Source organism: Glacieibacterium frigidum, assembly GCF_007097155.1.
Classification (GTDB): Bacteria; Pseudomonadota; Alphaproteobacteria; order Sphingomonadales; family Sphingomonadaceae; genus Glacieibacterium; species Glacieibacterium frigidum.
Genome location: NZ_VJWA01000001.1, coordinates 1,081,346 through 1,106,872 on the forward strand (window position 1 = coordinate 1,081,346; position 25,527 = coordinate 1,106,872).

The following is a 25,527-nucleotide window of genomic DNA, read 5'->3' on the forward strand; positions in this document are numbered from 1 at the left end:
GCTGTATAACCGATTAGGTTATAAATGTCAAGCGTCTCATACCGCCTCCGCCCCCCGCGCGATCGCCACCACGCCGGTGCGCGCCACCTCGACCAGCCCGACCTCGCGCATCAGGTCGACGAAGCTCTGCACCTTCGACGTGCTGCCGCTGATCTCGAAGACGAAGCTGCCTGTCGTCGTGTCGACCGCGCGGGCGCGGAAGATGTCGGCGAGGCGCAGGGCCTCGACGCGCTTGTCGCCGGTGCCGGCAACCTTCACCAGCGCCAGCTCGCGCTCGACGTGCGGGCCGAGTGCGGTCAGGTCGAGGACGCGGTGGACGGGCACCAGCCGGTCGAGCTGCGCCATGATCTGTTCGATGACGTTTGGCGGGCCGCTCGTCACCACGGTGATGCGGCTGACAAGATGGTCGTCCGACACGTCGGCGACGGTCAGGCTCTCGATGTTGTAGCCGCGCGCCGAGAACAGCCCGACGATGCGCGCGAGGACGCCGGCCTCGTTGTCGACGAGGATCGAGAGGGTGTGACGTTCGGCAGGTTCGGATTTCATGTGCTTACCTGTGCTTTGGCGAGGCGCGTGCCCAGCGCCTTGACCAGCCGCCCGACGATCATGCCGAGCAGGCCGAGTGCCAGCGGCAGCCCGATCTGCAGCAGCAGGCCGAACCGCGGGTCGTCGGGCAGATACTCGCGCACCGTCAGCGCCGCCTTGAGCAGGATGGCGAGGTTGAGGACGAACGCCACCCCGTTGGCGAGGCGACGCAGGATCACGTCGCCGCGCGTCTCATGCGCATACTGCAGGAAGCCGATGACGAGCAGCGTCGGAAGCGCGACCGTCAGCAGCCATTCTAGCCAGTCGAGGAGGAGGGACACCGCGCTACCCCGACGTCATGCTGGCGAACGCCAGCACCCACGGTCGAGCGAACCCCGACCGCCGTTGCCCGCACAGCCATCGGTGCTGGCGTTCGCCAGCATGACGAGGTCAGGGTTGAGCACTAAACCAGCGCCTTCGCGTCTTCGTCCGCCTCGCCGACGGTCTCGCCCGCGTGCAGCATCATGTCGGTGTGCGCCGCGCCGCTGGGGATCATCGGGAAGCAGTTGGCCATCTTCGACACGCGGCAGTCGACGAACACCGGGCCGTCGGCGGCCAGCATCGCGGCGATGCCGGCGTCGAGTTCGTCGGCGGTCTCGATGCGGATGCCCGTCCAGCCATACGCCTCCGCCAGCTTGACGAAGTCGGGCAGGCTGTCGCTGTAGCTTTCGGAGTACCGGCCGCCGTGGTTCAGTTCCTGCCACTGGCGGACCATCCCCATATATTCGTTGTTGAGGACGAACACCTTGACGGGCAGCCGGTACTGGGTGGCGGTGCCGAGCTCCTGGATATTCATCTGGATCGACGCCTCGCCGGCGATGTCGATCACCAGGCTGCCCGGGTTGCCGAGCTGCGCGCCGATCGCCGCCGGAAGGCCGTAGCCCATCGTGCCGAGGCCGCCGCTCGTCAGCCACTTGTTCGGGCCGTCGAAGCCGAAGTGCTGCGCCGCCCACATCTGGTGCTGGCCGACCTCTGTCGTGATGATGGGCTTCAGGTGATGCGTCGCCGCCCACAGCCGCCTGATTGCATGCTGTGGCGCGATCGCCGGGCCGGTCTGCTCGAACCCAAACGAGTTGCGCGCACGCCAGCCGTCGATCTGCGCGAACCAGGGCTTCAGGTCCTGTGCGCGGTGGCCGCGGGCCTTCCACAGGCGCAGCATGTCCTCCAGCACATGGCCGACGTCGCCGACGACGGCCAGGTCGACGCGCACCGTCTTGTTGATCGATGAACGGTCGATATCGACGTGGATCTTGCGGCTGCCCGGCGAGAAGGCGTCGAGGCGGCCCGTCACGCGGTCGTCGAAGCGCGCGCCCAGGCAGACCATCAGGTCGCACTGGTTCATCGCCATGTTGGCCTCGTATGACCCGTGCATGCCCAGCATGCCGAGGAACTGCGGATGCTCGTTCGGCATCGTGCCGAGGCCCATCAGCGTCGAGGTGACGGGCGCACCGGTGAGCCGCGCCAACTCGCGCAGCAGCAGCGACGCACCCGGACCCGAATTGATGATGCCCCCGCCGGTGTAGAGGATCGGGCGTTCGGCCGCGGCGATCATCTCGACCGCCGCCTCGATGGCTGACAGCTCGCCCTTGACCTGCGGCTGATAGGTCTTGTGCTTGATGACGCCGGGCTTGACGTAGGTGGCGCGCGCCACCTGCACGTCCTTGGGAATGTCGACGACGACCGGCCCGGGGCGGCCGGCGGTGGCGATGTGGAATGCCTCGTGAATCACGTCGCCCAGCCGCGCGGTGTCCTTCACGAGATAATTATGCTTCGAGCAGTGGCGCGTGATGCCGACGGTGTCGCATTCCTGGAAGGCGTCGGTGCCGATCAGGTGCGTCGGCACCTGGCCGGTCAGCACGACGATCGGGATCGAGTCCATCAGCGCGTCGGCGATGCCGGTGACCGCATTCGTCGCGCCGGGGCCGCTGGTGACGAGCGCGACGCCGGGCTTGCCGGTGCTGCGCGCATAGCCTTCGGCGGCGTGGATCGCCCCGGCCTCGTGGCGGACGAGGATGTGGCGGATACGCGACTGGTTGAACAGCGCGTCATAGATCGGCAGGACGGCGCCGCCGGGATAGCCGAAGACGGTATCGACGCCGAGGTCGCACAGCGCCTGAACGACGATCTCGGCACCGGTGGGTTGGGCAGGCATTTTGGCGACTCGCTAACTTACGTTGGCGGTCGGGTACGGCATTAAAATTGCGCGGTCAACCGACCGCGCGCAATAAAAAATCTCTTCAGGCAGGCTGTGCGGTGCGGCGGCGGACGGCCAGACCGGTCATGCCGAAGCCGATGATCATCAGCGCCCAGGTGCCGGGTTCGGGCACCGTCGGCAGGCCCGCCTGGGTCAGCACGGCGCGCGCGATCTCGAATTGGACGGGTTCGGTGACGTGGATGCCGTCGAAGCTGAAGAAGCCGGTGCAGTCGACCGATCCGTTGATCACCGGGCGCGCCGCGAGGCACGGCGTCGTGAAATCGACGTCGGCGGTCAGGCCATAGCTTTGCGGGCTGGCGCGCAGGGCGTTGAAGAAGGCGAAGAAATCGAAGCGCGTCAGGTCGGCGGTCAGGCTCGGCTCGATCAGGTCGAGCGCCGCATCGAGCTGCGCCTGCAGCGCCTGGCCCTCGACCTCGTCGGGGTTGGGCACGCCGAGGATGACGATACGCGTCGCGCCGCCAGCGTTGAGCAGGCCGATCGTCTGGACGATGTTGGTGACATAGGCAGCGCTGTACTGCGGCACGGTCAGCCCGCCGATGTCGCCGCTCTGGATCGCGTTGACGTCGTTGTTGCCAAAATTGATGATGTACAGGCCGTTCGGGTCGACGAAGTTGCCGTACTTCGAGGCGTAGAAGGTGCGCTGCGACGGCAGGCCGGGGACGACGAACGGCCCCGACATCGAGTCACCGCCGGCGCGCGCGCCACCGACCGAGAAATTGTCGCCGCCCGCGAGGAAGGGGGTGGCGTACTCGCCGGTCAGGCGCTTGGAGATGAAGTCGGCGAAGTTGTAGCCGTCGCCGAAGCGGCCCTGGAAATAGCCCTGGGCTGCGTTCGCGGCCGCGCCGCCGGTGCCGATGTTGGCGTTGCCTGAATCGGTGAAGCTGTCACCGAAGACATAGACCTTGGTCGGCAGCGCCGCCGCGGCGGGCAGGGCGAGCATCGCGGCAACCGCGCCCGCCAGAATGACACGAAGCTTCATGGAAATGTCCCCCCATCTTTCGACAGGGGGACATGGTAGACGTTTCGGATGAAGAATTTATGATCGCGGTTACGCGGCGACCGACTTGCGGCGGCGCAGCGACACGCCGGTCATGGCGAAACCCGCGATCAGCAGCGCCCAGGTGGTGGGTTCGGGCACCAGCGCCGGCGTCGGCGGGATGACCACCGTCGCAGGGTCGTTGGTGGCGACGGCAAAGACGCGGTCGATCACGACGTCCTTCGACGGGAACTGGTTCGAGTTGAACACGAAGCTGGTGCGATAATGGCCGGCCAGCGTGATCTGCGCAACGCCGCTGGCGTACAGCCAGGTCTGCGCGGTCGATGCGCCGGTGATCATGGTCGACGCGACCTCGACGCCGATGATAGTCGCCTGCAGGCTCGAGTTGCCGACATTGGCGAGGCCGTTGGCGGTCAGGTAATAGCTGAAGCCCATCCGGTAGTTGCCCGGCGTCAGGTAGGTCAGCTGGTTGATCGACTCGTTGACCGAGAAGTCGCCGACGAAATAGGCGGCCTGGTTGCCGACCGCGTCGGGGCTGCCCGACGGGGTGTTGTCGGGGGTGACCGACTCGCCGTACGCGCCGGTCGGATAGCTGTTGGTGTTGTTATAGCCGATGATGCTGGCGGCCTGGTCCTGCGCCGGGACGCCATCGGGGGTGTTCAGCAACGTGTAGTTGGTGAAGCCGCCGGTGCCGAGGGCACCCAGCTCGAAGCTGCCGTTCTTGATCAGGTTGGTGACCGCGGCCGCCGGGGCGGCGGCGCCGATTGCGAGCACGGCGCTCGCGAGGATGAGAGTCTTGGACATGTTGATCTCCGAATAAGGATTGGATGACAGGTAATTTCAGGCGGCGACGCTGCGGCGGCGGCGCATGGCGGCCCCGGTCAGGCCGAAGCCGGTGATGAGCAGTGCCCAGGTTGCGGGCTCGGGCACGGTGCCGACGTGGTCGGGGATGATATCGACGTTGCGCGCGTAGGTGCCGAGGTGAACCTCCGCCTGCATCGTGAAGATCTTGGCGATGACGCTGCCGTTGATGTTCGCGGTGTTGGTCACCACTGCATTCGCAGCGAGCACCGAGCCATAGACTTCGCGATTGATGTTCAGCGTCGTCGCGTCGGTGAAGTTGTAGATGATGTTCTGCGAATAGGCCTGCAGCGTATCGCCGCCGAAGTTCGCGGCGGTGGCGCCCCAGTTGTAGACGCCGTCGGCAGCGCCGCTGATGTTGATGATCACCGGCTTGTTGAGGCTGGCGAAGCTGAACTGAAATTGCGTCGCGGTGTTGAACTCGACCGCGCTCAGGTTGAACACGGCGGCCGTGTTGGGATTGGTGTCGGCGACGGTGAAGGTCAGGCGCGTCGCGTTGTCGGCCGCGGTCGACGCAATGTTGGTCACCGCCAGCCCGCCGAGCGCGCTCGACAGCGCCAGCACGTCGGCCTTGATCTGCGCGGTCGACGCCGTCAGGCCGTCCACGACCGGCGCGTCGGGCGTCGTCGGCGCGGTGACGACGTTGTTGAAGCTGTAGAATTCGCTGACTGCGGCGCCGTTGCCGTTCCCGGTGAAATCGCCGGCGGTGTAGATCGTCGAGCCGCCCGAACCGTTGACGTTGACGTTGCCGTTCGCCCTGAGCGTCGTGTTGTTGCCCAGGTTGCCGTTGCCGACCGTGCCGACGACCGACACGTTCATGTTGTTGCCACCGTTCAGGTTTCCGACCGCGCCGCCGACGCGCACGGTGCCCGTGCCGATGCCGAGGTCGCCGACGCTGCCGCGCACGTCGAGCACGACATTGTTGTTGCCGCTGTTGAAGCCCGTCGCGTTGCCGCCGATCCGCGTCACGCTGTTGTCGCCCAGCCCGATCGTGGTGAGCGTGCTGCCCGCCACATCGAGGCGCGTGCCGTTCGTGTAGTTAATGTCCTGCAGGTTGCCGCCGACGCGCACCGTCGCGGCATTGCTGTTCAGGTTGAGCCGCTGCGTGACGCTCCCGACGACATAGGCGCCGTAGTTGTCGATCGTGGAGCTGACGCCGCCGTTGGGGCCGTTCGACAGCTGGATGCCGGCGGTCAGGTTGCCGCCGACGGTGAGCGTCGAATAGGCGTTCTGCGCCTGGCCGTACTGCGAATTGCCGAAGCCGATCTGCGTGCTGGTGCCGCCGAGGTTGCCGCCGACATAGGTCTTCCCTTCGACCTCGCCGCCGCTGACCGTCATGTTTTCGAGGACGATGAGGTTGATGCCCTTGATCAGCATCAGGCCATCACGCGCGTTGCCAGTTGCAGCATGCGCGCCGGTTGCGATCAGCGCGCTCGTGGCGAGCGCCATGCCAAGTGTATTCAACTTCATCATTTTGACCCCGAACAAGCTCGTTACCAAGGCGACTAACCCGCCCGTTAACGACTTAGCAATATTCGTGCCAAAAGCATTACCTAGGTTAATTTAGGGGCCGGAACGGTTTCTTGTAAAGATTTCCGACACTATTTCGTTAACCGATATGAACGGTACGGATTGTCGCACGCGCTGCGTCGGCGCTGTCGACACGCCACCATCCGGGGGTCTGGTTGCGAAACCAGGTCTGCTGGCGCTTGGCGTAGCGCCGCGTCGCGTGACGCGCGTCGTCGGCGGCGTCGGCCAGGCTCAGCGTGCCCGCGAGATGCGCCAGCAGCGGGGGCACGCCGATAGCGGTCATCACGGGCAGGCCGGGATCGAGCCGCCGCGCCGCCAGCGTGCGCACCTCCTCAAGACCCCCCGCCGCGAGCATCGCATCGAAGCGCGCGTCGCAGCGGGCGCGGAGCTCGTCGCGGGGCAGATCGACGATCATGCCGCAGATATCGGCAGTGGCGGCGAGGCCGTTCGTTGCGGTCGCCTGCCAGGCCGCGAGCGACCGCCCGGTCCCACGCACCACCTCGAGCGCGCGCTGCACCCGCTGCCGGTCGGCAGGGTTGAGGCGCGCGGCCGCGGCGGGGTCCTCATCGGTCAGCGCAGCATGGGCAGCGACACCGTCGAGCGCGCGTACCGCCTCACGGACCTCCGCGTCGATCGGCGGTACCGCGGCGATGCCGTCGAGCAGGGTGCGCAGGTACAGCCCGCTGCCGCCGACGAGGATCGGCAACCGGCCTACCGCGAGCGTATCGGCGACCGCAGCCCGTGCCAGCGCCGCCCATGACGCCGCCGACCCCGCCTCGCTCCCGTCGAGCACGCCGTACAAAAGGTGCGGCACGCGCGCCATGTCGGCATCGCTCGGCCGCGCCGTCAGGATTCGCAGGTCGGCATAGACCTGGCTCGCGTCAGCGTTGATGATCGTCCCGTTAAGCGCTTCCGCGACCTCAAGCGCGAGCGCCGACTTGCCGCAGGCGGTCGGTCCCGCGATGATGGCGACGCGCGGCCGGTCCGCCGCGGGAGGTTCGATGCTCGTCACGCTCATTGCCGCGCGCTTGTCGCCGGGGGATGTCACCGCTGCAAGCGACGCGTTGCGGGGCCTGGGCGCAGTGCCCGCCGCCGTGACATGGCTCGACCCAAGCGAGGCGGTCGACATCCCGGTGCGCGGCGGCGCTCAGCCGGCGTTGCGTGCCGCGGTCGAGGCGGCGGTGCCGCACGCCGATGTCGTGGTGCAGCCGATGGGCGCTGAGCGGCGCAAGCGGCTGCTGATCGCCGACATGGATTCGACGATGATCGGGTGCGAGTGCATCGACGAACTCGCCGACTATGCCGGGCTGAAGTTGGAGGTCGCGGCGGTCACCGAGGCGGCGATGCGCGGCGACCTCGACTTCGCCGGTGCGCTCAGGGCGCGGGTGGCGCTGCTGAAGGGGCTCGACGAAAGCGTCATCGCGCGCTGCCTCGCGGAGCGGGTCCGCGAAACGCCGGGCGGTTCGACGCTGCTCGCGACGATGCGCAAGGCGGGCGCCCGCGCGATTCTTGTATCGGGCGGCTTCTCCGCCTTCGCCGAGCCCGTCGGCCGCGCGCTGAGCTTCGACCGCATCGTCGCCAACCGGCTGGGGATCACGAACGGCAGGCTCGACGGGACAGTGGGCGAGCCGATCGTCGATGCCGCGACCAAGCGTACCGAACTGCTGGGGGCCGGGGTGCCGCTGGAGGAGACGCTGGCGGTCGGCGACGGCGCCAACGACATCCCGATGCTCGAGGCGGCGGGACTGGGCATCGCCTTCCACGCCAAGCCGCGCGCCGCCGCCGCCGCCGACGCCCATATCCGCCACGGCGACCTGAGTGCGCTGCTATGGGCGCAGGGCTATGCGCGGCGCGACTGGGAGATGCGGACGTGACCGACGACCGGCTCGCCACGCCGCTGCGCCGTGCGGAGGACATCGACGCCGCACTGCGCCCCAAGTCGCTTGACGAGTTCGTCGGCCAGGCGCAGCTGCGCGCCAATCTGCGGGTCTTCGTGCAGGCCGCGAAGTCGCGCGGCGAGGCACTCGATCACGTCCTGCTGCACGGGCCGCCGGGGCTAGGCAAGACGACGCTGGCGCAGATCGTCGCGCGCGAACTCGGCGTGGGGTTCCGCGCGACCAGCGGCCCGGTGATCGCCCGCGCCGGCGACCTTGCGGCGCTGCTGACCAACCTCGAACCGCACGACGTGCTGTTCATCGACGAGATCCACCGCCTCGCGCCCGCGGTCGAAGAGATCCTGTATCCGGCGATGGAGGACCGCGCCCTCGACCTGATGATCGGCGAGGGGCCGTCGGCGCGATCGGTCCGCATCGACCTGCCGCCCTTCACGCTGATCGGCGCGACGACGCGGTCGGGGCTGGTGACGACGCCCTTGCGCGACCGCTTCGGCATCCCGCTGCGCCTGCAATTCTATACCGTCGACGAGCTGGAGCAGGTGGTGCGGCGTGCGGGCGTGCTGCTCGGCCTCGACCTCGGCGACGACGGGGCACGCGAGATCGCGGGGCGCGCGCGGGGTACGCCGCGCATCGCCGGGCGGCTGCTGCGCCGGGTGCGTGACTTCGCGGGCGTCGCGGGCAACGGGCATGTCGACGCGAAGATCGCCGACGCCGCGCTCAACCGGCTGGAGGTCGACACGCTGGGCCTCGACGCGATGGACCGGCGCTACCTGATGATGATCGCCGACATCTACCGTGGCGGCCCGGTTGGTGTGGAGACACTCGCCGCAGGGCTCAGCGAGGCGCGCGACACGATCGAGGAGGTCGTCGAGCCATACCTGATCCAGGCTGGCCTCGTCGCCCGCACCGCGCGTGGCCGAATGCTCAACCCGGCGGCGTGGAAGCATCTCGGCGTCGTCCCGCCCGCCACAGCGCTCCAGCTGCCGCTGCTCGACGAGCTTTAGCGGAGCAGACCCGCGGCGCGCAGCGCATCCTCTATGACACCGCTGACGGCCGCCGGCTTGGCGATAACGCGGGCACGGGTGCGCGGCGGCGGGGGTGTCTCGCTGCGGGCACGCGGCGGGGGCGCGTCGGCAGCCCGCGCGGCAGCGACGTTCAGTCCCCAGAAGCGCGCGATGTGGCGCGTCGACGAGATGCCGATGTCGAGCATATACGGTCCCGCGACGCCGTCGCCGCCGCCGATCGGCGTGCCGTGGCCCATGCCGGTCAGGGTGATTGCCTCGATGACTTCGCGGCCCTTGGCGTCGCGCCAGACACGGCGCTGGTGCTGGTTCAGCCGCTCGGTCCGCGTCGGTGCGGCGGCGACGCCGTGCACGCCGCGCCACTGCTCGACGATGGCTTCGGCATTGGCGGCGGCGACGGTCCGGTCGGCATCGCCCTGCCACAGCGACAGCGTCGGCCAGGTGCCGCCGTGCGTCGAGGCACTGCGCAGCCGCGCCTGCAACGTCGCGGTGTCGGGCAGGCCCTGACCGCGCATCCGCTCGAAGGCTTCGGGAACGCTGGCGGTCATGCCCGACGCCAGCCCGGCGATGATCGCGCCGCCGGCGAAGACATGGGGCGCAGCGGCGAGCAGCACCGCCGTCATCGCGCCGCCCGCCGACAGGCCGGTGACATAGATGCGCGCCGGGTCGATGCCCTGCGTCGCGACGACATGCGCGACCATCGCCAGGATCGACGCGACCTCGCCACCGTCGCGCGCCACGTCGGCGGGGACGAACCAGTTGAAGCAGGTGTTCGGGTTGTTGGCGCGCGTCTGCTCGGGGAACAGCAGCGCGAAGCCGCCCTCGTCGGCCAGCCGCGACCAGCCTGAGCCGGCGTCGTAGCCCGCCGCGGTCTGGGTGCAGCCGTGGAGCACGACGACCAGCGGCCGACCGCGCGGGAGGTCATCGGGCACAAAGGTGTAGGCCGACAGCGCGCCGGGATTGGGCCCGAAGCCGGTCAGCGGCGTCAGGCGGCTTTCGCTCGCCGCACCCTGCGGCATCGCGCGCATGGCCGCGAGCTTGCGAACGGTTTCAGAAAGACCCGGCATCGATACCCTCGTCGCCGCAAAAGCCGGCATGACGTCAACAACCGATCAGTTACGATGGTTGCTGCACTGCACAATAAATGCATCGCCGAGCTTGATTTGCAAGCCCGGCAGGGGATGGTGCGGCCAAGAAGACTCGAACTTCCACGGCCTTTCGGCCACAACGACCTCAACGTTGCGCGTCTACCAGTTCCGCCATGGCCGCACGACCATCATGTCCAGGGGCTGCGCCCCCGTCCGGTAGAGGCGGGCGATTAGCAGCACCCGCCGGGGTGTGCAACGCCTAGATGAAGCGCGCCATGTTGACCGGGTCGCCGGCCGTGACCGCGACACGCCGCCCGACGACGGGCGCGTCGATCAGCGCGTCGAGGCCGTCGTGCATCTGCGCCAGGGCGCGGCGGCCCGGCCGTCCATCGACAGCGTCGAGGCGGACGAACAGGATCGCGAACGCCGGGCGGCCCTTGTCGTGGACGACGGTGAAGGTCTCGACCGCGCCTTCCCCGTCGGGAGTTTCGGTAAAGGCGGGGGCGGGGAGGGCGTCGATCTCGGCCTGGTAAGCGGCAGGATCGGCGCGCTGCCAGCAGGGCGCGGGCGTGGTCGAGTAGACGCCGAAGCTGTGCTTGGTCAGGTAGCCGCCATTGGCGAACACCAGGCCCGTGGTGCCCGGCTGCGCGCGGCAGCGCGCGACCATCTCGGCGATGCCGTGCATCGAGTAATTATTCCCCGGCCCGCCGAAATAGGGCAGGCCGCCGGTCAGCGTCAGGCCGCGCGGGTCGTCGTGCGCCAGCCCGATCATGTCGGCGGCGATCTCCACCGCGCTGGGGAAGCAACTGTAGAGCTCGATATGGTCGAGGTCGGCCGCCGTGATCCCTGCCTCGGCGAGAGCGTGGCTCGCGCCGATGCGGACCGCGGGCGACGAGTGATAGTCGACGCGGTTCGACATCAGGATATGCTCGTGCGTGTCGGCGCTGCCGTGCAGATAGACGCGCTTGCCCTCGGGCACCCCCGCGGCGTCGGCGGCGCCGGTCGACATCAGCAGCACGGCCGCCGCCTGATCGACGAACATGTTGGCGTTCAGATACTTGGTGTACGGATAGCCGATGTAGCGGTTGTCACCGTCGGGCGTGATCAGCTCGTCCGCCGACCGCTCGATCGGCAGCGCGGCGAAGGGGTTGGCGGCGGCGACGCGCGTGAAGCGGCTCATCAGCTCGCCGATGCGGTGGCGATGCGCGACGGGCTCGTCGCCGTAGTGCGCGGCGAGCGCATTTTCGAACAGCGGATAGACATGGACCGGCATCGCGACGCCGTGCGCCATCTCGTGGCGGGAGATCATCTGGACCTCCTTGCCCAGCGTCTCGGGCGTGCCGCCGGGATCGTCCGACCAGTCGAGCACCACCCCCGCCTTCTGCGCGCGCGCCTGGCTGCGCAGCGCCTCGCACCCCGCGATCAGCGCGACATCGGCCGCGCCGCTACGGATACGTTCCGCGAACATGTTGACGAACATCTGCGGCGTGTTGCCCCCGACCGGGCCGTAGATCTGCGTGGCGGGGTTCTGGTCGAGCCGGTTGGCGAGCGACTTCGGCAGGTTGGTGTAGCTGCCGAACGGCGCGCGGAAGGCGGGCGACGAATCGGCGAACAGGCGCACGACCGCGAGCGTGTCGATCGCGATCCCGGCGCCTCCGCTGTCAGCCAGAGCATCCGCGCCGACGCGCGCCAGCAGGTCGAGCGGTGACAGCGCCTTCGCCGGATCATCCTCGTGCCCGGTGAACTGCGCGACGCCGACGAGGACGGGGGTGCGGGCGTCGGGCTTGGTCATTCAGGCAAGTCCTCGTGGGGCGTGGCGAAGATGAATAACTTTACGAACTTTACGGTGGGAAGGGCATTCGGCTTTTTGCTGACGTCTTCCAAAGCGGCGCTTCACCAAAGTCGGTATTAACCGATACGGTTCGTAATGTCAAGTCCGGGTGTGTGAGGAAGGCGTCGCGGCAAAGCCGCGCCGTCGGACGGCACGGTGCGTGAAGGTCGCACCGGCCGCCGGCCGGCCTGGCGCGAGCCCGCGCACTGCTCGGCAAACGCGAAGGCGCGTTTACCTCGCTGTGCGCGGCCGCGCTGGCGGCTAGTTATACCTTCTCAGCTCGTCCTTCGCGATCGCCACCCGGTGGACCTCGTCCGGCCCGTCGGCGAGGCGCAACGTGCGCTGCCCGGCGTAACCCGACGCGAGCCCGTAATCCTGGCAGACGCCGCCGCCGCCGTGAGCCTGGATCGCCATGTCGTGGATCATGCAGCTCATGTTGGGCGCGACGACCTTGATCATCGCGATCTCGCGCTTCGCCGCCTTGTTGCCGACCGTGTCCATCAAATACGCGGCCTTCAGCGTCAGCAGGCGCGCTTGCTCGATGGCGATGCGCGCGTCGGCGATGCGTTCGTGCCAGACGCCCTGCTCGCTGATCGGCTTGCCAAAGGCGACCCGCGACTTCAGGCGCTTGCACATCTTCTCGAGCGCGCGCTCGGCCGCCCCGATGCTGCGCATGCAGTGGTGGATGCGGCCCGGCCCGAGGCGCCCCTGCGCGATCTCGAAGCCCGCGCCCTCGCGCAGCACGACGTTGGTGACGGGCACGCGGACGTTGTCGAGGATGACCTCGTAGTGGCCGTGCGGCGCGTCGTCATAGCCGAACACCTTGAGCGCGCGGACCTTGGTGATGCCGGGCGCGTCGAGCGGGACGAGGACCTGGCTCTGCTGCTCGTGGCGCGCGGCGCCGGGGTCGGTCTTGCCCATCACGATCGCGATCTTGCAGCGCGGATCGCCGACGCCCGAGCTCCACCACTTGCGGCCGTTGATGACGTACTCGTCGCCCTCGCGGCGGATCGACGTCTCGATGTTGGTGGCGTCCGACGACGCGACGGCGGGCTCGGTCATCAGGAAGGCCGAGCGGATCTCGCCGGCCATCAGCGGCCGCAGCCACTGCGCCTTCTGCGCCTCGGTGCCATAGGTGCGCAGCACCTCCATGTTGCCCGTGTCGGGGGCCGAGCAGTTGAAGACCTCGGACGACCAGCCGGCGCGGCCCATCTCCTCGGCCAGCGGCGCGTATTCGAGGTTGGTCAGGCCCGGGCCCTTCCACTCGTCGGTGTCGTGCGCGCTGATGTTGAGGAACAGGTTCCACAGGCCGGCCTCACGCGCGAGGGGCTTCAGCTCCTCGATGACGGGCAGGACCTTCCAGCGGTCGCCGCTGTTGACCTCGTCCTCGTAGCGCGCCTCGTTCGGGTAGATGTGCTGGCCCATGAAGGCGCGCAGGCGCTCGATCAGCGCGTTGGTCTTGTCCGAATAGTCGAAAATCACGGTCCGTCCTCCCCATAATGGAGCGCGGACCTTAGGCTTTTGCGGCGCGCTGGCTAGTCCGCGACGCGCACCACAGCGCGCTCGGTGCTCTCGCCGATGGCGCTGGTGTCGAACGGGGCGCGACCGCCGGGGGGCAGTGAGGTGCGGCCCGGATCGACCGTCCAGCGATAAATGATCTTGCTCGACGGGTCGACGAGCCGTCCTTCGAGTCGCGGGATCGGCTGGGGCGCGCGCGTCGGATTGATCACCGCGCCGCGCACGACGAACAGCGTACGGCCATCGGCGACGGGCTGGGGCTCGACCTCGAAGACGATGCCGAGCGGCGACTTCGGCTTGGCCGGGGGTGCAACCACGCGCTCGAGCCACGGCACGCGGCTGAGGTCGAGCGGCGGCAAATCGGGCACCCACAGCAGCGCCGCGCCCGCGGTGAAGGCGGCCGAGAGGAGCAGGGCGACGACGGTCTTAAGGACGACGTGACGCTCGGGCGCGGGTTCGTCGTCGGGTTCCGGATCGGGCGACCAGGCGGCCTGTTCGGGAGTGAGGACCGGCTCCGCGGCGGGTTCGGGAACGGGCTCGGAAGGCGCCGCGGCGACGGGGTCGGGGCCCATCTCGTACCAGCGATGCTTGCACGCCGCGCACCGCATGGCGCGCCCTTCGACCGGGATCGCATCGTCGGCGAGCCGGTACCGCGCGCCGCATTCGGGACAGGAAACGATCATGGTGCGGGAGGTTAGTGTGCAACTCCCGCTTCGTCATCCCCGCGAAGGCGGGGACCCATACTGCGCGATCTTACAGGTCAAGCGGCGCCCTCCAAACGGCCCGTGCACGCAGCGGAACCTGCGCAGTATGGGTCCCCGCCTGCGCGGGGATGACGGCGGTACATCTTGCCTCGCCTCGCCTCGCCCGCTAGCCCGCGCGCACCATGCACGACATCAAAACCATCCGCGCCGACGGCCCCGCTTTCGACGCCGCGCTCGCGCGGCGGGGGGTGGCACCGGTGTCGGCACGCGTGCTCGATCTCGACCAGCGCGTGCGCGGCCTGAAGACCGATGCTGAGCGCGCCGTCGCCGCGCAGAACGATCTCGCGCGGCAGGTCGGGCGGGCAAAGGGGCAGGGCGACGAGGCGCTGGCGACGCGACTGCTCGCCGAGGTGGCGGCGCTCAAGGCCGAGGCCGGCAACGGCGGTGCGGCCATCGCGGCGATCGAGGCCGAACAGCGAGATGCGGTCGCCGTGCTGCCCAACCTTCCCGCGGCTGAAGTCCCCGAGGGTCTCGACGAAACCGGCAACGCCGTCGTCCACGAGTGCGGCACCAAGCCCGTCTTCGACTTCGCGCCCAAGGAGCATGACGCGCTCGCCGTCCACCTCGGCTATGACCCCGATCAGGCCGCCGCGATCGCCGGCGCGCGCTTCGCCGTCCTCAAGGGGCCGCTTGCCCGCCTGCATCGCGCGCTCGGGCAGTTCATGCTCGATGCCCAGGTCGCGAACGGCTTCACCGAGGTCGTGCCGCCGCTGCTGGTACTCGAAAAGTCGGTGTTCGGCGTCGGGCAGCTGCCGAAGTTCGAGGAAGACCTCTTTAAGACCACCGACGGGCGCTACCTGATTTCGACTTCGGAAGTGTCGCTGACCAACCTCGTGCGCGAGAAGATTCTCGACGCCGACGAGCTGCCGCTGCGCTTCACCGCGCTGACCCCGTGCTTCCGTTCGGAGGCCGGGTCGGCAGGGCGCGACACGCGCGGCCTGATCCGCCAGCACCAGTTCGAGAAGGTCGAGATGGTATCGATCGTCGCCGACCAGGCCGCGGCCACGCAAGAACACGAACGCATGGCGGCATGTGCCGAGGGTATCCTCGACGCGCTCGGCCTCGCCTATCGCCGGATGCTGCTGTGCGCCGGCGACATGGGGTTCGCGTCGCGCAAGACCTTTGATCTAGAAGTCTGGCTGCCGGGGCAGGGCCAGTATCGCGAAATTTCGAGCGTGTCCGACTGCGGCGACTTCCAGGCGCGGCGGATGGAGGCGCGGTGGAAAACGCGCGGCGCCAAGGGCACGAATTTCGTCCACACGCTGAACGGCTCGGGACTGGCGGTCGGGCGGACGTTGGTTGCGGTGCTGGAGAATTACCAGCAGGCGGACGGGTCGGTGCGGGTGCCCGAGGCGCTGGTGCCGTGGATGGGTGGAGCTACCGTGTTGGAGCCGTCGAAGTAGAGCGCGGATACCCCCTCCCCACGGGGAGGGGGGATTTGCAGGCTCGCTCGACGTTTAGAGCGGCACCTTCTTCAGCTCGCGCGTGAAGTTCAGATACCCCGCGTTCACCCCCAGCCGCACGCCGACGCCCAGCTTGATCGGCACCAGCACGACGTCGTCGCGCTGCAGGTAGGTCGCGCCGAAGCCGCCGACGAAGAAGGCCTTGCCCTCGCCCGCGGGGTAGCGCTTGTACAGGTCGTTGGTATCGTTGAGGTTGTAGACCAAGATGAAGGTCCGCGAGGCGTCCGCGCCGACGTCGAAGCCGACCGACGGCCCGGTCCAGAATACCGGCTGTTGCCCCTCGACCTTGTGGAACATCGTGCCGCTGCCGTAGCGCAGCCCGACGACGAAGGCGCCCCCGCCCTCGCGCCCGACGATGTAGGCGCTGGGCTCTCCGCGCTCCTTGAAGCTGCGCTCGATGATGTCCGCCAGGCCCTTGGCGCCGCGGCCGAACACATCCTCGGCGGCCGACAGCACATCCTGCTGCTTGTAGGTGCCGTCGGGGTTGGTCGACGCGGGGTTGGCGCGGTTGGGTGCGGGCGCGCTCGCCGCGCTGGTCGGCCGTGCCGCCTGGTTCGAACAGGACGCCAGCAAGCCAGCCGCCAGAACCGTCAGTATCGCCCGCATGCGTTCCCTCCGCCCGAAACGCCCCCGCCGCACCTGTAATCGCGGCGGCGCACGCTTGTCCAACCTTCCCTTGCGCGGCGCGCCCCGCTAGACGACGCCGCAACGCAGCAAGGGGCGGCAAACATGCAGGTTACGATGATCGGCGCGGGCTATGTCGGCCTGGTGTCGGGGGCGTGCTTCGCCGATTTCGGGCACGACGTGTGCTGCGTCGACCTCGACCCCGGCAAGATCGACCGGCTCCACGCCGGCGTCATGCCGATCTTCGAACCCGGGCTCGCCGACCTCGTCGCGAAGAACGTCAAGGCAGGTCGCCTGACCTTCACCACCGACATCGCCGAGGGTCTGGCCAAGGCCGAAGCCGTGTTCATCGCCGTCGGCACGCCGTCGCGCCGCGGCGACGGGCATGCGGACCTCAGCTATGTCCACGCCGCCGCGCAGGACATCGCGAAGCAGCTGACGCGCTATACCGTGATCGTCACCAAATCGACCGTGCCGGTCGGCACCGGCGACGAGGTCGAGCGGCTGATCCGCGCCGCCAATCCGGATGCCGAGTTCGCGGTCGTCTCCAATCCTGAATTCCTGCGCGAGGGCGCCGCGATCGAGGACTTCAAGCGCCCCGACCGGATCGTCATCGGCACCGAGGACGCGCGCGCGGTCGCGGTGATGACCGAGTTGTACCGCCCGCTGTTCCTCAACCGCTCGCCGCTGCTGTTCACCGCGCGCCGTACCGCCGAGCTGATCAAGTACGCCGCGAACGCGTTCCTCGCGACCAAGATCACCTTCATCAACGAGATCGCCGACCTGTGCGAGGCCGTGGGTGCCGACGTGCAGGACGTGTCCCGCGGCATCGGGCTCGACAACCGCATCGGGTCGAAATTCCTCCACGCCGGCCCCGGTTATGGCGGGTCGTGCTTCCCCAAGGACACGCTGGCGCTGGTCAAGACCGCGCAGGATTTCGGCGTGCCGGTGCGCATCGTCGAGACCGTCGCGGCGGTCAACGACACCCGCAAGCGCGCGATGGCACGTAAGGTCGTCGCGGCGGCGGGCGGCGAAGTGCGCGGCAAGACGATCGCCATTTTGGGCCTGACCTTCAAGCCCAACACCGACGACATGCGCGATTCGCCCGCGATCGCGATCATCCAGGCGCTGCAGGACGCGGGTGCAGTGATCCGCGCGTACGATCCCGAGGGCACCGAGCAGGCGAAGCTGGTGCTGAAGGACGTGCATTATGCGCAGGACGCGTACGACGCGGCGCAGGGGGCCGAGGTCGCGGTGCTGGTCACCGAGTGGGACGCCTTCCGCGCGCTCGACCTCGACCGGCTGAAGACCGTCATGGCGCATCCGGCGCTGGTCGACCTGCGCAACGTCTATCGCCCCGAGGAGGTGCGGGCCCGCGGCTTCACCTATGCCAGCGTGGGGCGTTGACCCCCGGGGCGCGGTGCGGCATAGCGCCCGTCCGCGCCGGGAGTCGTGGGTGAGTGGCTGAAACCAGTAGTTTGCTAAACTGCCGATCTGGGTAACTGGATCCGAGGGTTCGAATCCCTCCGACTCCGCCAGCGCCGCCGATCTCGTTCCGGGGGCCCGATTGACCGCTTGGGAATTCTGGGTCGATCGCGGCGGCACCTTCACCGACATCGTCGCGCGCACGCCTGAGGGCGGCATCGTCACCCACAAACTGCTGTCGGAGGATCCGGCGCGGCCGGGCGACGCCGCGACCGCGGGCATCCGCGCGCTGCTCGGCCTGACGGACGGCGAGCCCCTGCCGCCGATCGCAGGTGTGCGGATGGGTACGACGGTAGCGACCAACGCACTGCTCGAGCGGCGCGGCAGCCGCACGGCGCTGACGATCACGCGCGGCTTCGGCGACGCGCTGCGTATCGGCTATCAGGCACGGCCGCGGCTGTTCGACCTCGATATCCGCCTGCCCAAACCGCTGTACGACCATGTCATCGAGATCGACGAGCGGGTCGGGGCCGACGGCTTGGTGGTGCGCGAACTCGACGAGGAACGTGCGGCGGCGGACTTTGCGGCGGCACGTGCGGCGGGGTGCGAGGCGGTGGCGATCGTCCTGATGCACGGCTGGCGCTTCACCGCGCACGAGGCGCGGCTGGCCGAGCTCGCGCGCGCGGCCGGGTTCGCGCAGGTGTCGGTCAGCCACGAGGTTGCGCCGCTGATCAAGCTGATCGGGCGCGGCGATACGACCGTGGTCGACGCCTATCTGTCGCCGGTGCTGCGCCGCTATGTCGAGGGCGTCGCCGCTGGCCTTGGCGACACGCCGCTGCTGTTCATGCAGTCGAACGGCGGGCTGACCGCCGCGAGCGCCTTTCGCGGCAAGGACGCGGTGCTGTCGGGGCCGGCGGGCGGCATCGTCGGCATGGTGCGGACGGGCACCGCGGCAGGGTTCGACCGGCTGATCGGCTTCGACATGGGGGGCACGTCGACCGACGTCTCGCACTATGGCGGGACGTTCGAGCGGACCACCGAGACCGAGGTGGCTGGCGTTAGGCTGCGCGTGCCGATGCTGGCGATCCATACCGTGGCGGCGGGGGGCGGGTCGATCTGCCGCTTCGACGGTGAGCGGCTGCGCGTCGGGCCGGGGTCGGCGGGCGCGGTGCCGGGGCCCGCGGCGTACGGGCGCGGCGGGCCGCTGACGGTGACCGACTGCAACGTCCTGCTCGGGCGGCTCGACCCGGCGTATTTCCCGGCGCTGTTTGGCGCGGACGGGCGGCAGCCGCTCGATGTCGAGGCGGTGCGCGCGGGGTTCGACGCATTGAGCGCCGAGACCGGGCTGACCCCGGTGGCGCTCGCCGAGGGGTTTCTGACCATCGCCGTCGAGCATATGGCGCGCGCGATCCGCCAGATCTCGGTCGCCAAGGGGCACGACGTCGCCGGGTACGTGCTGGCGTGCTTTGGCGGGGCGGGTGGGCAGCATGCGTGCCGGGTCGCCGCCGCGCTCGGTATGACGCGCGTCATGATTCATCCGCTCGCGGGGGTGCTGTCGGCGTACGGGATCGGCGCGGCGGAAGTGCGCGCGGTGGCGCAGGCGAGCGTCGTGGCGGGTGACGATCTGGCGGCGGTGGCCGCGCGGCTGGAGGCGCAGGCGCGCGCCGATCTCGCGGCGCAGGGGGTGGCGCTGGAGCGGGTCGCGGTCGTGGCGCAGGCGGGGGTGCGCTATGCCGGGACCGACGCGACGCTCGACGTGCCGTTCGGCGGCGACCTGCGCGCGGCGTTCGAGAACCAGCACCGCGCGCGCTTCGGCTTCGTCGCCGACGGCGCCATCGAGGTCGCGACGCTGGCGGTCGAGGCGATCGGCACGACGCACGGGCTTGGCGTGGCGGTCGATGTGCCCGCCGGGCCGCCGGTGCGGCTGGGCGAGGGTGCGGCGGGGCCGGTTTGGGACCGCGCGACATTGCCCGCGGGCTGGCGGGCGACCGGACCTGCGGTGGTCGTCGACGCGAGCGGCACGACCGTCGTCGAGACGGGGTGGCAGGTCGAGGTCGATGCGCTCGGGAACCTGATGCTCTGCCCGGAAGTGCGCGCGCTTACGTCGTCATCCCCGCGAAGGGGGGGACCCATAAGCTCAAGCCGTCGGGCGGAGGGCGACCCAGTTCCGCAGGCTGTGTCTATGGGTCCCCGCCTTCGCGGGGATGACGAAGGTGAAATCGACCCCGTCCGCCTCGAACTCTTCGCCAACCGCTTCATGGGCACCGCCGAGGAGATGGGGTTGGCGCTCCAGACCACCGCCTACTCGGTCAACATCAAGGAACGGCTCGATTTCTCGTGCGCGCTGTTCGACAAGTCCGGACAACTTATCGCCAACGCGCCGCACATGCCCGTCCACCTCGGGTCGATGGGCGACAGCATCCGGGCGGTGATCGCGGGGGCGGGGCGGCTGGCGCGGGGCGACGTGTGGATGCTCAACGCGCCGTTCAACGGCGGCACGCATCTGCCCGACATCACCGTCGTCATGCCGGTGTTCGAGGGCGAGGACACCCCCGCCTATTTCGTCGCGGCGCGCGGCCATCATGCCGATGTCGGCGGCATCACGCCGGGGTCGATGCCGCCGGGCAGCCGCAGCCTCGCCGACGAGGGCGTGCTGTTCGACACCGTGCCGCTGGTGCGCTGCGGCGTGTTCCAGGAGGCCGACATCCGCACGCGCCTCGTCGCGGGCGGCGCACGCAACCCCGACCAGAGCATGGGCGACCTGAAGGCGCAGGTCGCGGCGTGCGCGCGGGGCGCCGCCGAGATCGCCCGCGCCGTCGCCGAACATGGCCGCGCCACCATCGACGCGTACATGGCGCACGTTCTCGACAATGCCGAGAGCGCGGTGCGGCGCGTCATCGACCGTCTGTCGGACGGCGACTTCGCGTACGAGATGGACAGCGGCGCGGTGGTGCGCGTCGCGGTGCGCATCGACCGCGAGGCGCGCGCCGCGACGGTCGATTTCACCGGCACCTCTCCGCAGCAGCCCGACAATTTCAACGCCCCCCGCTCGGTGACGCGTGCGGCGGTGCTCTACGCCTTCCGCTGCCTGGTGGGCGACGACATTCCCTTGAACGACGGCTGCCTGCGCCCGGTGACGATCGTCATCCCCGACGGGTGCATGCTCAGCCCCGACCGGACGGCGGCGGTCGTCGCGGGTAATGTCGAGACCAGCCAGGTCGTCACCGACGCGCTGTTCGGCGCGCTCGGCGCGTGCGCGGGCAGCCAGGGCACGATGAACAATTTCACCTTCGGCAACACCTCCGTCCAGTATTACGAGACGATCGCCGGTGGCGCGGGGGCAGGGCCCGGCTTCGCGGGCGCGAGCGCGGTCCAGACCCACATGACCAACAGCCGCCTGACCGACCCCGAGGTGCTGGAAACGCGCTTCCCGGTGCGGCTCGAGTCATTTGCGGTTCGGCGCGGGTCGGGCGGCGCAGGCGAGTGGCCGGGTGGCGACGGCATCGTCCGGCGCGTCCGTGCGCTCGAACCCCTGACCGCGGGCATCCTGTCGAACCGCCGCCGCGTGCCCCCGTTCGGGCTGGCGGGCGGTAGAACGGGAGAAAAAGGGATAAACAGGGTCGAGCGGGGCGATGGTTCGGTCGAGGTGCTGGGCGCGACGGCGACGGTCGAGCTGGCGGCGGGCGACATTTTCGTGATCGAGACGCCGGGCGGCGGCGGCTACGGCTAGCCGCGCCTTACCGCGGCATCCCCAGCCCGGCGCGCCGCTCCGCTGCCCATTGCCGGATCATCGCCGCGGTGCAGCCCGTCTGGCCGCCGCTGCCGACGACCGAGCAGCTGTCGGGGCGCTGGACGCGGGCGACATCGTCGAGGACGGCGTTCTGCTCCGACCAGGGGCGGGCGGTGCGCTCGTTCTTGGGCTTGCGCAGCTTTTGCGGGATGCGGAAGCGCTCGGCCTCGGGCAGGCGGCCGCAGACGACGATCTCGCCGTTGGTCGCGGCCGGGCAGGGATCGTCGCCGAAGACCGTCGTGGTGCGCATGAGCGGCGGCGGCTCGGCGGGTGCGGCGGCGGCAAGCAGGAGCGCGACAAGCAACATGCGTTCCAAGCTGCGGTTGTTCCGCTGAACGCCGCGTGTATGGTCGCGCGCTGATCGCAGGCGGGGAATCAACAAGGGTGCTGGCGCTTTCGGGCATCGCGGTGATCGTCGCGGGCTTCGCGCTGCGGCTGAACCCGCTGCTCGTCGTCGCGGTGGCGGCGCTGGCGACGGGGCTGGGCGCCGGGCTGGCGCCGCTCGACATCGTCGCGACCTTCGGCAAGGCGTTCAACGACAACCGCTATGTCAGCCTGATCTGGATCGTCCTGCCGGTCATCGGACTGCTCGAGCGCACCGGGCTGCAGGAGCGCGCGCGGATGCTGATCGGCGCGGTGCGCGGCGCGACCGTCGGCCGGCTGCTGCTCGCGTACCTGGTATTCCGCCAGGTCACCGCCGCGTTGGGGCTGATCAGCATCGCCGGGCACGCGCAGACGGTCCGCCCGCTGGTCTCGCCGATGGCCGAGGCCGCGGCCGAACGGCAGGGGGTCGACGACGACGCGGGTCGCCAGAAGATCCGCGCAATGGCGGCGGCGACCGACAATGTCGGCGTGTTTTTCGGCGAGGATATCTTCATCGCGATCGCCTCGATCCTGCTGATCGTCGCCTTCCTGTCGGCGAATGGCATCGAGATCGCGCCGCTGGAGCTGTCGGTCTGGGCGATCCCGACCGCGATCGCGGCGCTGATCGTCCATGGCGGGCGGCTGCTGTGGCTGGACCGGCGGTTGCGCCGCAAGTGATCACCCTCGCCGCCGCCTACACCCTCGCGGGCCTGATGTTCGCCGCGTTCGCGGTGCTCGGCCTGCGCGACGGCCGCCCGGGCAATGTGGCGTTCCATGCCCTGCTGGCGCTCAGCTTCCTCGCGGGCGACCAACTCGGCGACCTCGGCAACGGCGCGCTGGTGGTGGCGCTGGTGGCACTGGCGGGGGCGGGGGCGCTGCGTCGCAGCGACCCCGTAACGACGAGCGGGGAGGAGCGCCGCGCCAATGCCGCGCGGCTCGGCAATGCGCTGTTCCTGCCCGCGCTGATCGTGCCCGCGACGGCGCTGCTGGGGACGCTGTTCCTGAAGGACTCGGGCCTGATCGACCCCAAGCAGGTGACGCTGATCAGCCTGGCGCTCGGCGTCGTGCTGGCGCTCGCGGCGACGATGGCGTGGCTGCGGTCGCCGCTGCTCGCGCCCCTGCAGGAGGGGCGGCGGCTGATCGATGCGGTCGGCTGGGCGTGCGTGCTACCGCAGATGCTCGCGTCGCTCGGGGCGGTGTTCGCCGCCGCGGGCGTCGGTGCGCTGGTCGGGGCGGGCGTCGGCGCGGTCATCCCCGATGGCAGCCGCCTCGCGGCGGTCGTCGCCTATACCGGCGGCATGGCGCTGTTCACCATGATCATGGGCAATGCCTTCGCGGCGTTCCCGGTGATGACCGCGGCGGTCGCGCTGCCGCTGCTGATCCGCGGCTTCGGCGGCGACCCGGCGGTAATCTGCGCGATCGGCATGTTGTCGGGGTTCTGCGGCACGCTGCTCACCCCCATGGCGGCGAACTTCAACATCGTCCCGGCGACGCTGCTCGACCTCGACGACCGCAACGGCGTGATCCGCGCGCAGGTGTGGACCGCGCTGCCGCTGCTCGCGATCAACACCGCACTGATGTACGGGCTGGCCTTCCGATGAGACTGACCCCCCGCCGAGCCAGCCGCTTCGCGCGCATCGCGCTGGGGCATGTGACGCGCGAATATCCGCACAAGCTCGACCATGTCATGACCGGCGACGCCGACGCGCGGACACCGCGAGACCTGCACCCGATCTTCTACGGCAGCTTCGACTGGCACAGCTGCGTCCACGGCTGGTGGCTGCTGCTGTCGATCGCGCGGCTGTACCGGACCCTGCCCGAGGCGGCGGCGATCCGCGACCTGGCGGAGGCGACGTTCACGCCGGAGAAGGTCGCCGCCGAGCTCGCCTATCTGTCGCGGCCTTCGTCGGCAGGCTTCGAGCGGCCGTACGGCTGGGCGTGGCTGCTCGCGCTCCACAACGAGGCGACGCGCCACGGCACCATCGGGCGGACGCTGAAGCCGCTGGCCGACGCGTTCGCGCAGCGCTTTCACGATTACCTGCCGCGCGCCACCTATCCGGTGCGCACCGGCAGCCACGCCAACACCGCGTTCGCGGCGCTGCTGGCGTACGACTGGGCGGAGGTGCACGACCGCAACCTCGCGCTGCTGCTGACCGAGAAGGTCCGCGACTGGTATGGCGGCGACCGCGATGCGCAGGGGTGGGAGCCCGACGGCGACGCCTTCCTGTCGCCGACGCTGACCGAGGCGCACTGCATGATGCGCCTGCTGCCGGGGCGCGAGTTCGACCTGTGGTTCGAGGCGTTCCTGCCCCGCCTCGACGTCCGCGAGCCCGCGTCGCTGTTCGAGCCGGTGTTCGTCAGCGACCGCAGTGACGGCAAGATCGCCCATCTCGACGGCCTCAACCTCAGCCGCGCGTGGAGCTGGCGCGCGCTCGGCCGCTACCTGCCACTGGCGCACCCGGCGCACACCTCGGCGGAGCGGCACCTCGCGGCGGCGCTGCCGCACGTCGCGGGCGATTATATGGGGGAACATTGGCTCGCCAGCTTCGCTCTGCTGGCGCTTCACCCAGAGAACTGATTTCCCCGAAACGAAAGCCGAGCCGCATCCCGCGGCGAGAAACGAAAGCCCCTATGCGCCTGCTCGCCCAATCGCACATCGCGAACAATTACGCGTCGCCGACCGAGATCATGGCCAAGGTGCAGGTCGCGCATGCGCCCGGGCAGACGATCGTCTCGGAATATCTGGCGGTGTCGCCGCACCACGCGCTCGATGCGGTCGAGCTGGAGGACGGGCGGCTGCTGCGCGGCATCATCGAGGGCGATGTCGAGATCGTCTATCGCGCCGTCGTGGATGTCGAGCCGCGCGCCGAGCTGCACGCCGACCTGCTCCAGCACGAGTGGAGCGATCTGCCCGCTGACGTGCTGCCCTATCTGATGCCCAGCCGCTTCTGCCCGGCGGACAAGTTCATGCGCTTCACGGGACGCGAATTCGGGTCGCTGTCGGGCGGCGCCAAGGCGATCGCCATCGTCGACTGGATCCGCGAGCACGTCGATTACATCCACGGCATCAGCAACGCCGAGACGACGGCCGAAAACACCTTCATCGACCGCGCCGGCGTGTGCCGCGACTTCACGCATCTGGGGATCACCCTGTGCCGCGCCGGCGGTATCCCGGCGCGCGCTGTCGCGGCCTATGCGCTGGCGCTCGACCCGCCCGACTTCCACGCGGTGTTCGAGGTGTGGCTCGGCGACGGCTGGTGGCTCGTCGACCCGACGGGGCTGGCGCCGGTCGCCGGCCTGATCCGCATCGCGCACGGGCGCGACGCGGCGGACATTGCGTTCCTGACGACGAGCGGCGCGGTGACGCCGATCGCGATTACGGTGAGTGTGGCGAAGATCTGATCCGCCGCACGGGCGCATTGTTTAAGTCGTCATCCCTGCGAAGGCGGGGACCCAAGGTCACCAAATTCCGGGCTGACGGGGACCGACCTTGCGGCGATCTCGGTGACTTTGGGTCCCCGCCTTCACGGGGATTACGACCTGCTTCAACATTCGG

Annotated in this window: 22 protein-coding genes and 2 tRNA genes; 10 read left to right on the forward strand and 14 right to left on the reverse strand. The window is 69.4% G+C overall.

What is annotated here, in order from left to right; translation table 11 throughout:
• Positions 1-36: 36 nt before the first annotated feature.
• From ilvN to miaA, 7 genes are all read right to left on the reverse strand, one after another.
• Entirely contained in the window at positions 37-546 is a 510-nt protein-coding gene (ilvN, locus tag FMM06_RS05260; RefSeq protein ID WP_143555107.1) for an acetolactate synthase small subunit, read from the reverse strand.
• Positions 543-866 carry a hypothetical protein gene (locus FMM06_RS05265; RefSeq protein ID WP_143555108.1) on the reverse strand — a complete coding sequence of 108 codons (324 nt, stop codon included), beginning with the start codon at positions 864-866 and terminating at the stop codon, positions 543-545. The genes ilvN and FMM06_RS05265 overlap by 4 nt, the downstream gene beginning before the upstream one ends.
• Positions 867-988: 122 nt before the next feature.
• Entirely contained in the window at positions 989-2,737 is a 1,749-nt protein-coding gene (locus FMM06_RS05270) for an acetolactate synthase 3 large subunit (RefSeq protein ID WP_143555109.1), read from the reverse strand.
• An 85-nt stretch (positions 2,738-2,822) separates the two neighbouring features.
• Complete coding sequence (locus FMM06_RS05275) at positions 2,823-3,779, reverse strand: SGNH/GDSL hydrolase family protein (protein WP_144237099.1); 957 nt, start codon at positions 3,777-3,779, stop codon at positions 2,823-2,825.
• Between the two features lie 69 nt (positions 3,780-3,848).
• A complete protein-coding gene (locus tag FMM06_RS05280) occupies positions 3,849-4,601 on the reverse strand; it encodes a PEPxxWA-CTERM sorting domain-containing protein (protein ID WP_143555110.1) in 753 nt (250 codons plus the stop codon).
• Between the two features lie 36 nt (positions 4,602-4,637).
• The gene (locus FMM06_RS05285; protein ID WP_144237100.1) at positions 4,638-6,131 is read right to left on the reverse strand and encodes a collagen-binding domain-containing protein; all 1,494 of its coding nucleotides are present in this window, start codon (positions 6,129-6,131) and stop codon (positions 4,638-4,640) included.
• A 136-nt stretch (positions 6,132-6,267) separates the two neighbouring features.
• Entirely contained in the window at positions 6,268-7,206 is a 939-nt protein-coding gene (miaA, locus tag FMM06_RS05290; protein ID WP_143555111.1) for a tRNA (adenosine(37)-N6)-dimethylallyltransferase MiaA, read from the reverse strand.
• Between miaA and serB the strand changes: the two genes are divergently transcribed.
• Both serB and ruvB read left to right on the forward strand, forming a co-directional pair.
• Entirely contained in the window at positions 7,190-8,062 is an 873-nt protein-coding gene (serB, locus tag FMM06_RS05295; protein WP_235889081.1) for a phosphoserine phosphatase SerB, read from the forward strand. The two genes, miaA and serB, sit on opposite strands and share 17 nt — an antisense overlap.
• A complete protein-coding gene (gene ruvB, locus FMM06_RS05300) occupies positions 8,059-9,087 on the forward strand; it encodes a Holliday junction branch migration DNA helicase RuvB (protein WP_143555113.1) in 1,029 nt (342 codons plus the stop codon). Before serB ends, ruvB begins: the two co-directional genes overlap by 4 nt.
• Here the strand turns inward: ruvB and FMM06_RS05305 are convergent.
• The 5 genes from FMM06_RS05305 to FMM06_RS05325 all read right to left on the reverse strand — a co-directional run bounded on the left by FMM06_RS05305 (position 9,084) and on the right by FMM06_RS05325 (position 14,225).
• Positions 9,084-10,133 (reverse strand): extracellular catalytic domain type 1 short-chain-length polyhydroxyalkanoate depolymerase, encoded by a 1,050-nt coding sequence (locus tag FMM06_RS05305; RefSeq protein WP_235889083.1) that lies wholly within the window; start codon positions 10,131-10,133, stop codon positions 9,084-9,086. The two genes, ruvB and FMM06_RS05305, sit on opposite strands and share 4 nt — an antisense overlap.
• A 154-nt stretch (positions 10,134-10,287) precedes the next feature.
• Positions 10,288-10,374 (reverse strand) — tRNA-Leu (locus FMM06_RS05310).
• Between the two features lie 78 nt (positions 10,375-10,452).
• Entirely contained in the window at positions 10,453-11,985 is a 1,533-nt protein-coding gene (locus FMM06_RS05315) for an acetyl-CoA acetyltransferase (protein WP_143555115.1), read from the reverse strand.
• Positions 11,986-12,285: 300 nt separating this feature from the next.
• Positions 12,286-13,506: an acyl-CoA dehydrogenase family protein gene (locus FMM06_RS05320; protein ID WP_143555116.1), complete on the reverse strand. Its 1,221-nt coding sequence runs from the start codon at positions 13,504-13,506 to the stop codon at positions 12,286-12,288.
• Between the two features lie 53 nt (positions 13,507-13,559).
• Complete coding sequence (locus tag FMM06_RS05325) at positions 13,560-14,225, reverse strand: zinc-ribbon domain-containing protein (RefSeq protein WP_143555117.1); 666 nt, start codon at positions 14,223-14,225, stop codon at positions 13,560-13,562.
• Between the two features lie 203 nt (positions 14,226-14,428).
• Between FMM06_RS05325 and serS the strand changes: the two genes are divergently transcribed.
• Positions 14,429-15,709 (forward strand): serine--tRNA ligase, encoded by a 1,281-nt coding sequence (serS, locus tag FMM06_RS05330; protein ID WP_143555118.1) that lies wholly within the window; start codon positions 14,429-14,431, stop codon positions 15,707-15,709.
• A gap of 54 nt (positions 15,710-15,763) precedes the next feature.
• Here serS and FMM06_RS05335 read toward each other — a convergent pair whose 3' ends face one another.
• Positions 15,764-16,375 (reverse strand): DUF1134 domain-containing protein, encoded by a 612-nt coding sequence (locus FMM06_RS05335; RefSeq protein ID WP_143555119.1) that lies wholly within the window; start codon positions 16,373-16,375, stop codon positions 15,764-15,766.
• A gap of 123 nt (positions 16,376-16,498) precedes the next feature.
• On the opposite strand from FMM06_RS05335, the gene FMM06_RS05340 reads away from it, so the two are divergent.
• The 3 genes from FMM06_RS05340 to FMM06_RS05350 all read left to right on the forward strand — a co-directional run bounded on the left by FMM06_RS05340 (position 16,499) and on the right by FMM06_RS05350 (position 21,548).
• A complete protein-coding gene (locus FMM06_RS05340; RefSeq protein ID WP_143555120.1) occupies positions 16,499-17,800 on the forward strand; it encodes a UDP-glucose dehydrogenase family protein in 1,302 nt (433 codons plus the stop codon).
• Between the two features lie 39 nt (positions 17,801-17,839).
• Positions 17,840-17,931 (forward strand) — tRNA-Ser (locus FMM06_RS05345).
• Positions 17,932-17,960: 29 nt separating this feature from the next.
• Entirely contained in the window at positions 17,961-21,548 is a 3,588-nt protein-coding gene (locus tag FMM06_RS05350) for a hydantoinase B/oxoprolinase family protein (protein WP_143555121.1), read from the forward strand.
• A 7-nt stretch (positions 21,549-21,555) separates the two neighbouring features.
• Here FMM06_RS05350 and FMM06_RS05355 read toward each other — a convergent pair whose 3' ends face one another.
• On the reverse strand, positions 21,556-21,915 hold the full coding sequence (locus FMM06_RS05355; RefSeq protein ID WP_143555122.1) for a hypothetical protein: 360 nt from the start codon (positions 21,913-21,915) through the stop codon (positions 21,556-21,558).
• A 77-nt stretch (positions 21,916-21,992) separates the two neighbouring features.
• Between FMM06_RS05355 and FMM06_RS05360 the strand changes: the two genes are divergently transcribed.
• Genes FMM06_RS05360 through FMM06_RS05375 form a run of 4 tightly spaced genes read left to right on the forward strand, consistent with a single transcriptional unit; the run spans position 21,993 to position 25,373 of the window.
• Positions 21,993-22,649 (forward strand): DUF969 domain-containing protein, encoded by a 657-nt coding sequence (locus tag FMM06_RS05360; RefSeq protein WP_143555123.1) that lies wholly within the window; start codon positions 21,993-21,995, stop codon positions 22,647-22,649.
• Positions 22,646-23,572: a DUF979 domain-containing protein gene (locus FMM06_RS05365; RefSeq protein WP_143555124.1), complete on the forward strand. Its 927-nt coding sequence runs from the start codon at positions 22,646-22,648 to the stop codon at positions 23,570-23,572. Before FMM06_RS05360 ends, FMM06_RS05365 begins: the two co-directional genes overlap by 4 nt.
• The gene (locus tag FMM06_RS05370) at positions 23,569-24,549 is read left to right on the forward strand and encodes a DUF2891 domain-containing protein (RefSeq protein WP_143555125.1); all 981 of its coding nucleotides are present in this window, start codon (positions 23,569-23,571) and stop codon (positions 24,547-24,549) included. The genes FMM06_RS05365 and FMM06_RS05370 overlap by 4 nt, the downstream gene beginning before the upstream one ends.
• Before the next feature lie 53 nt (positions 24,550-24,602).
• Positions 24,603-25,373: a transglutaminase-like domain-containing protein gene (locus FMM06_RS05375; RefSeq protein WP_143555126.1), complete on the forward strand. Its 771-nt coding sequence runs from the start codon at positions 24,603-24,605 to the stop codon at positions 25,371-25,373.
• Positions 25,374-25,527: the final 154 nt, after the last annotated feature.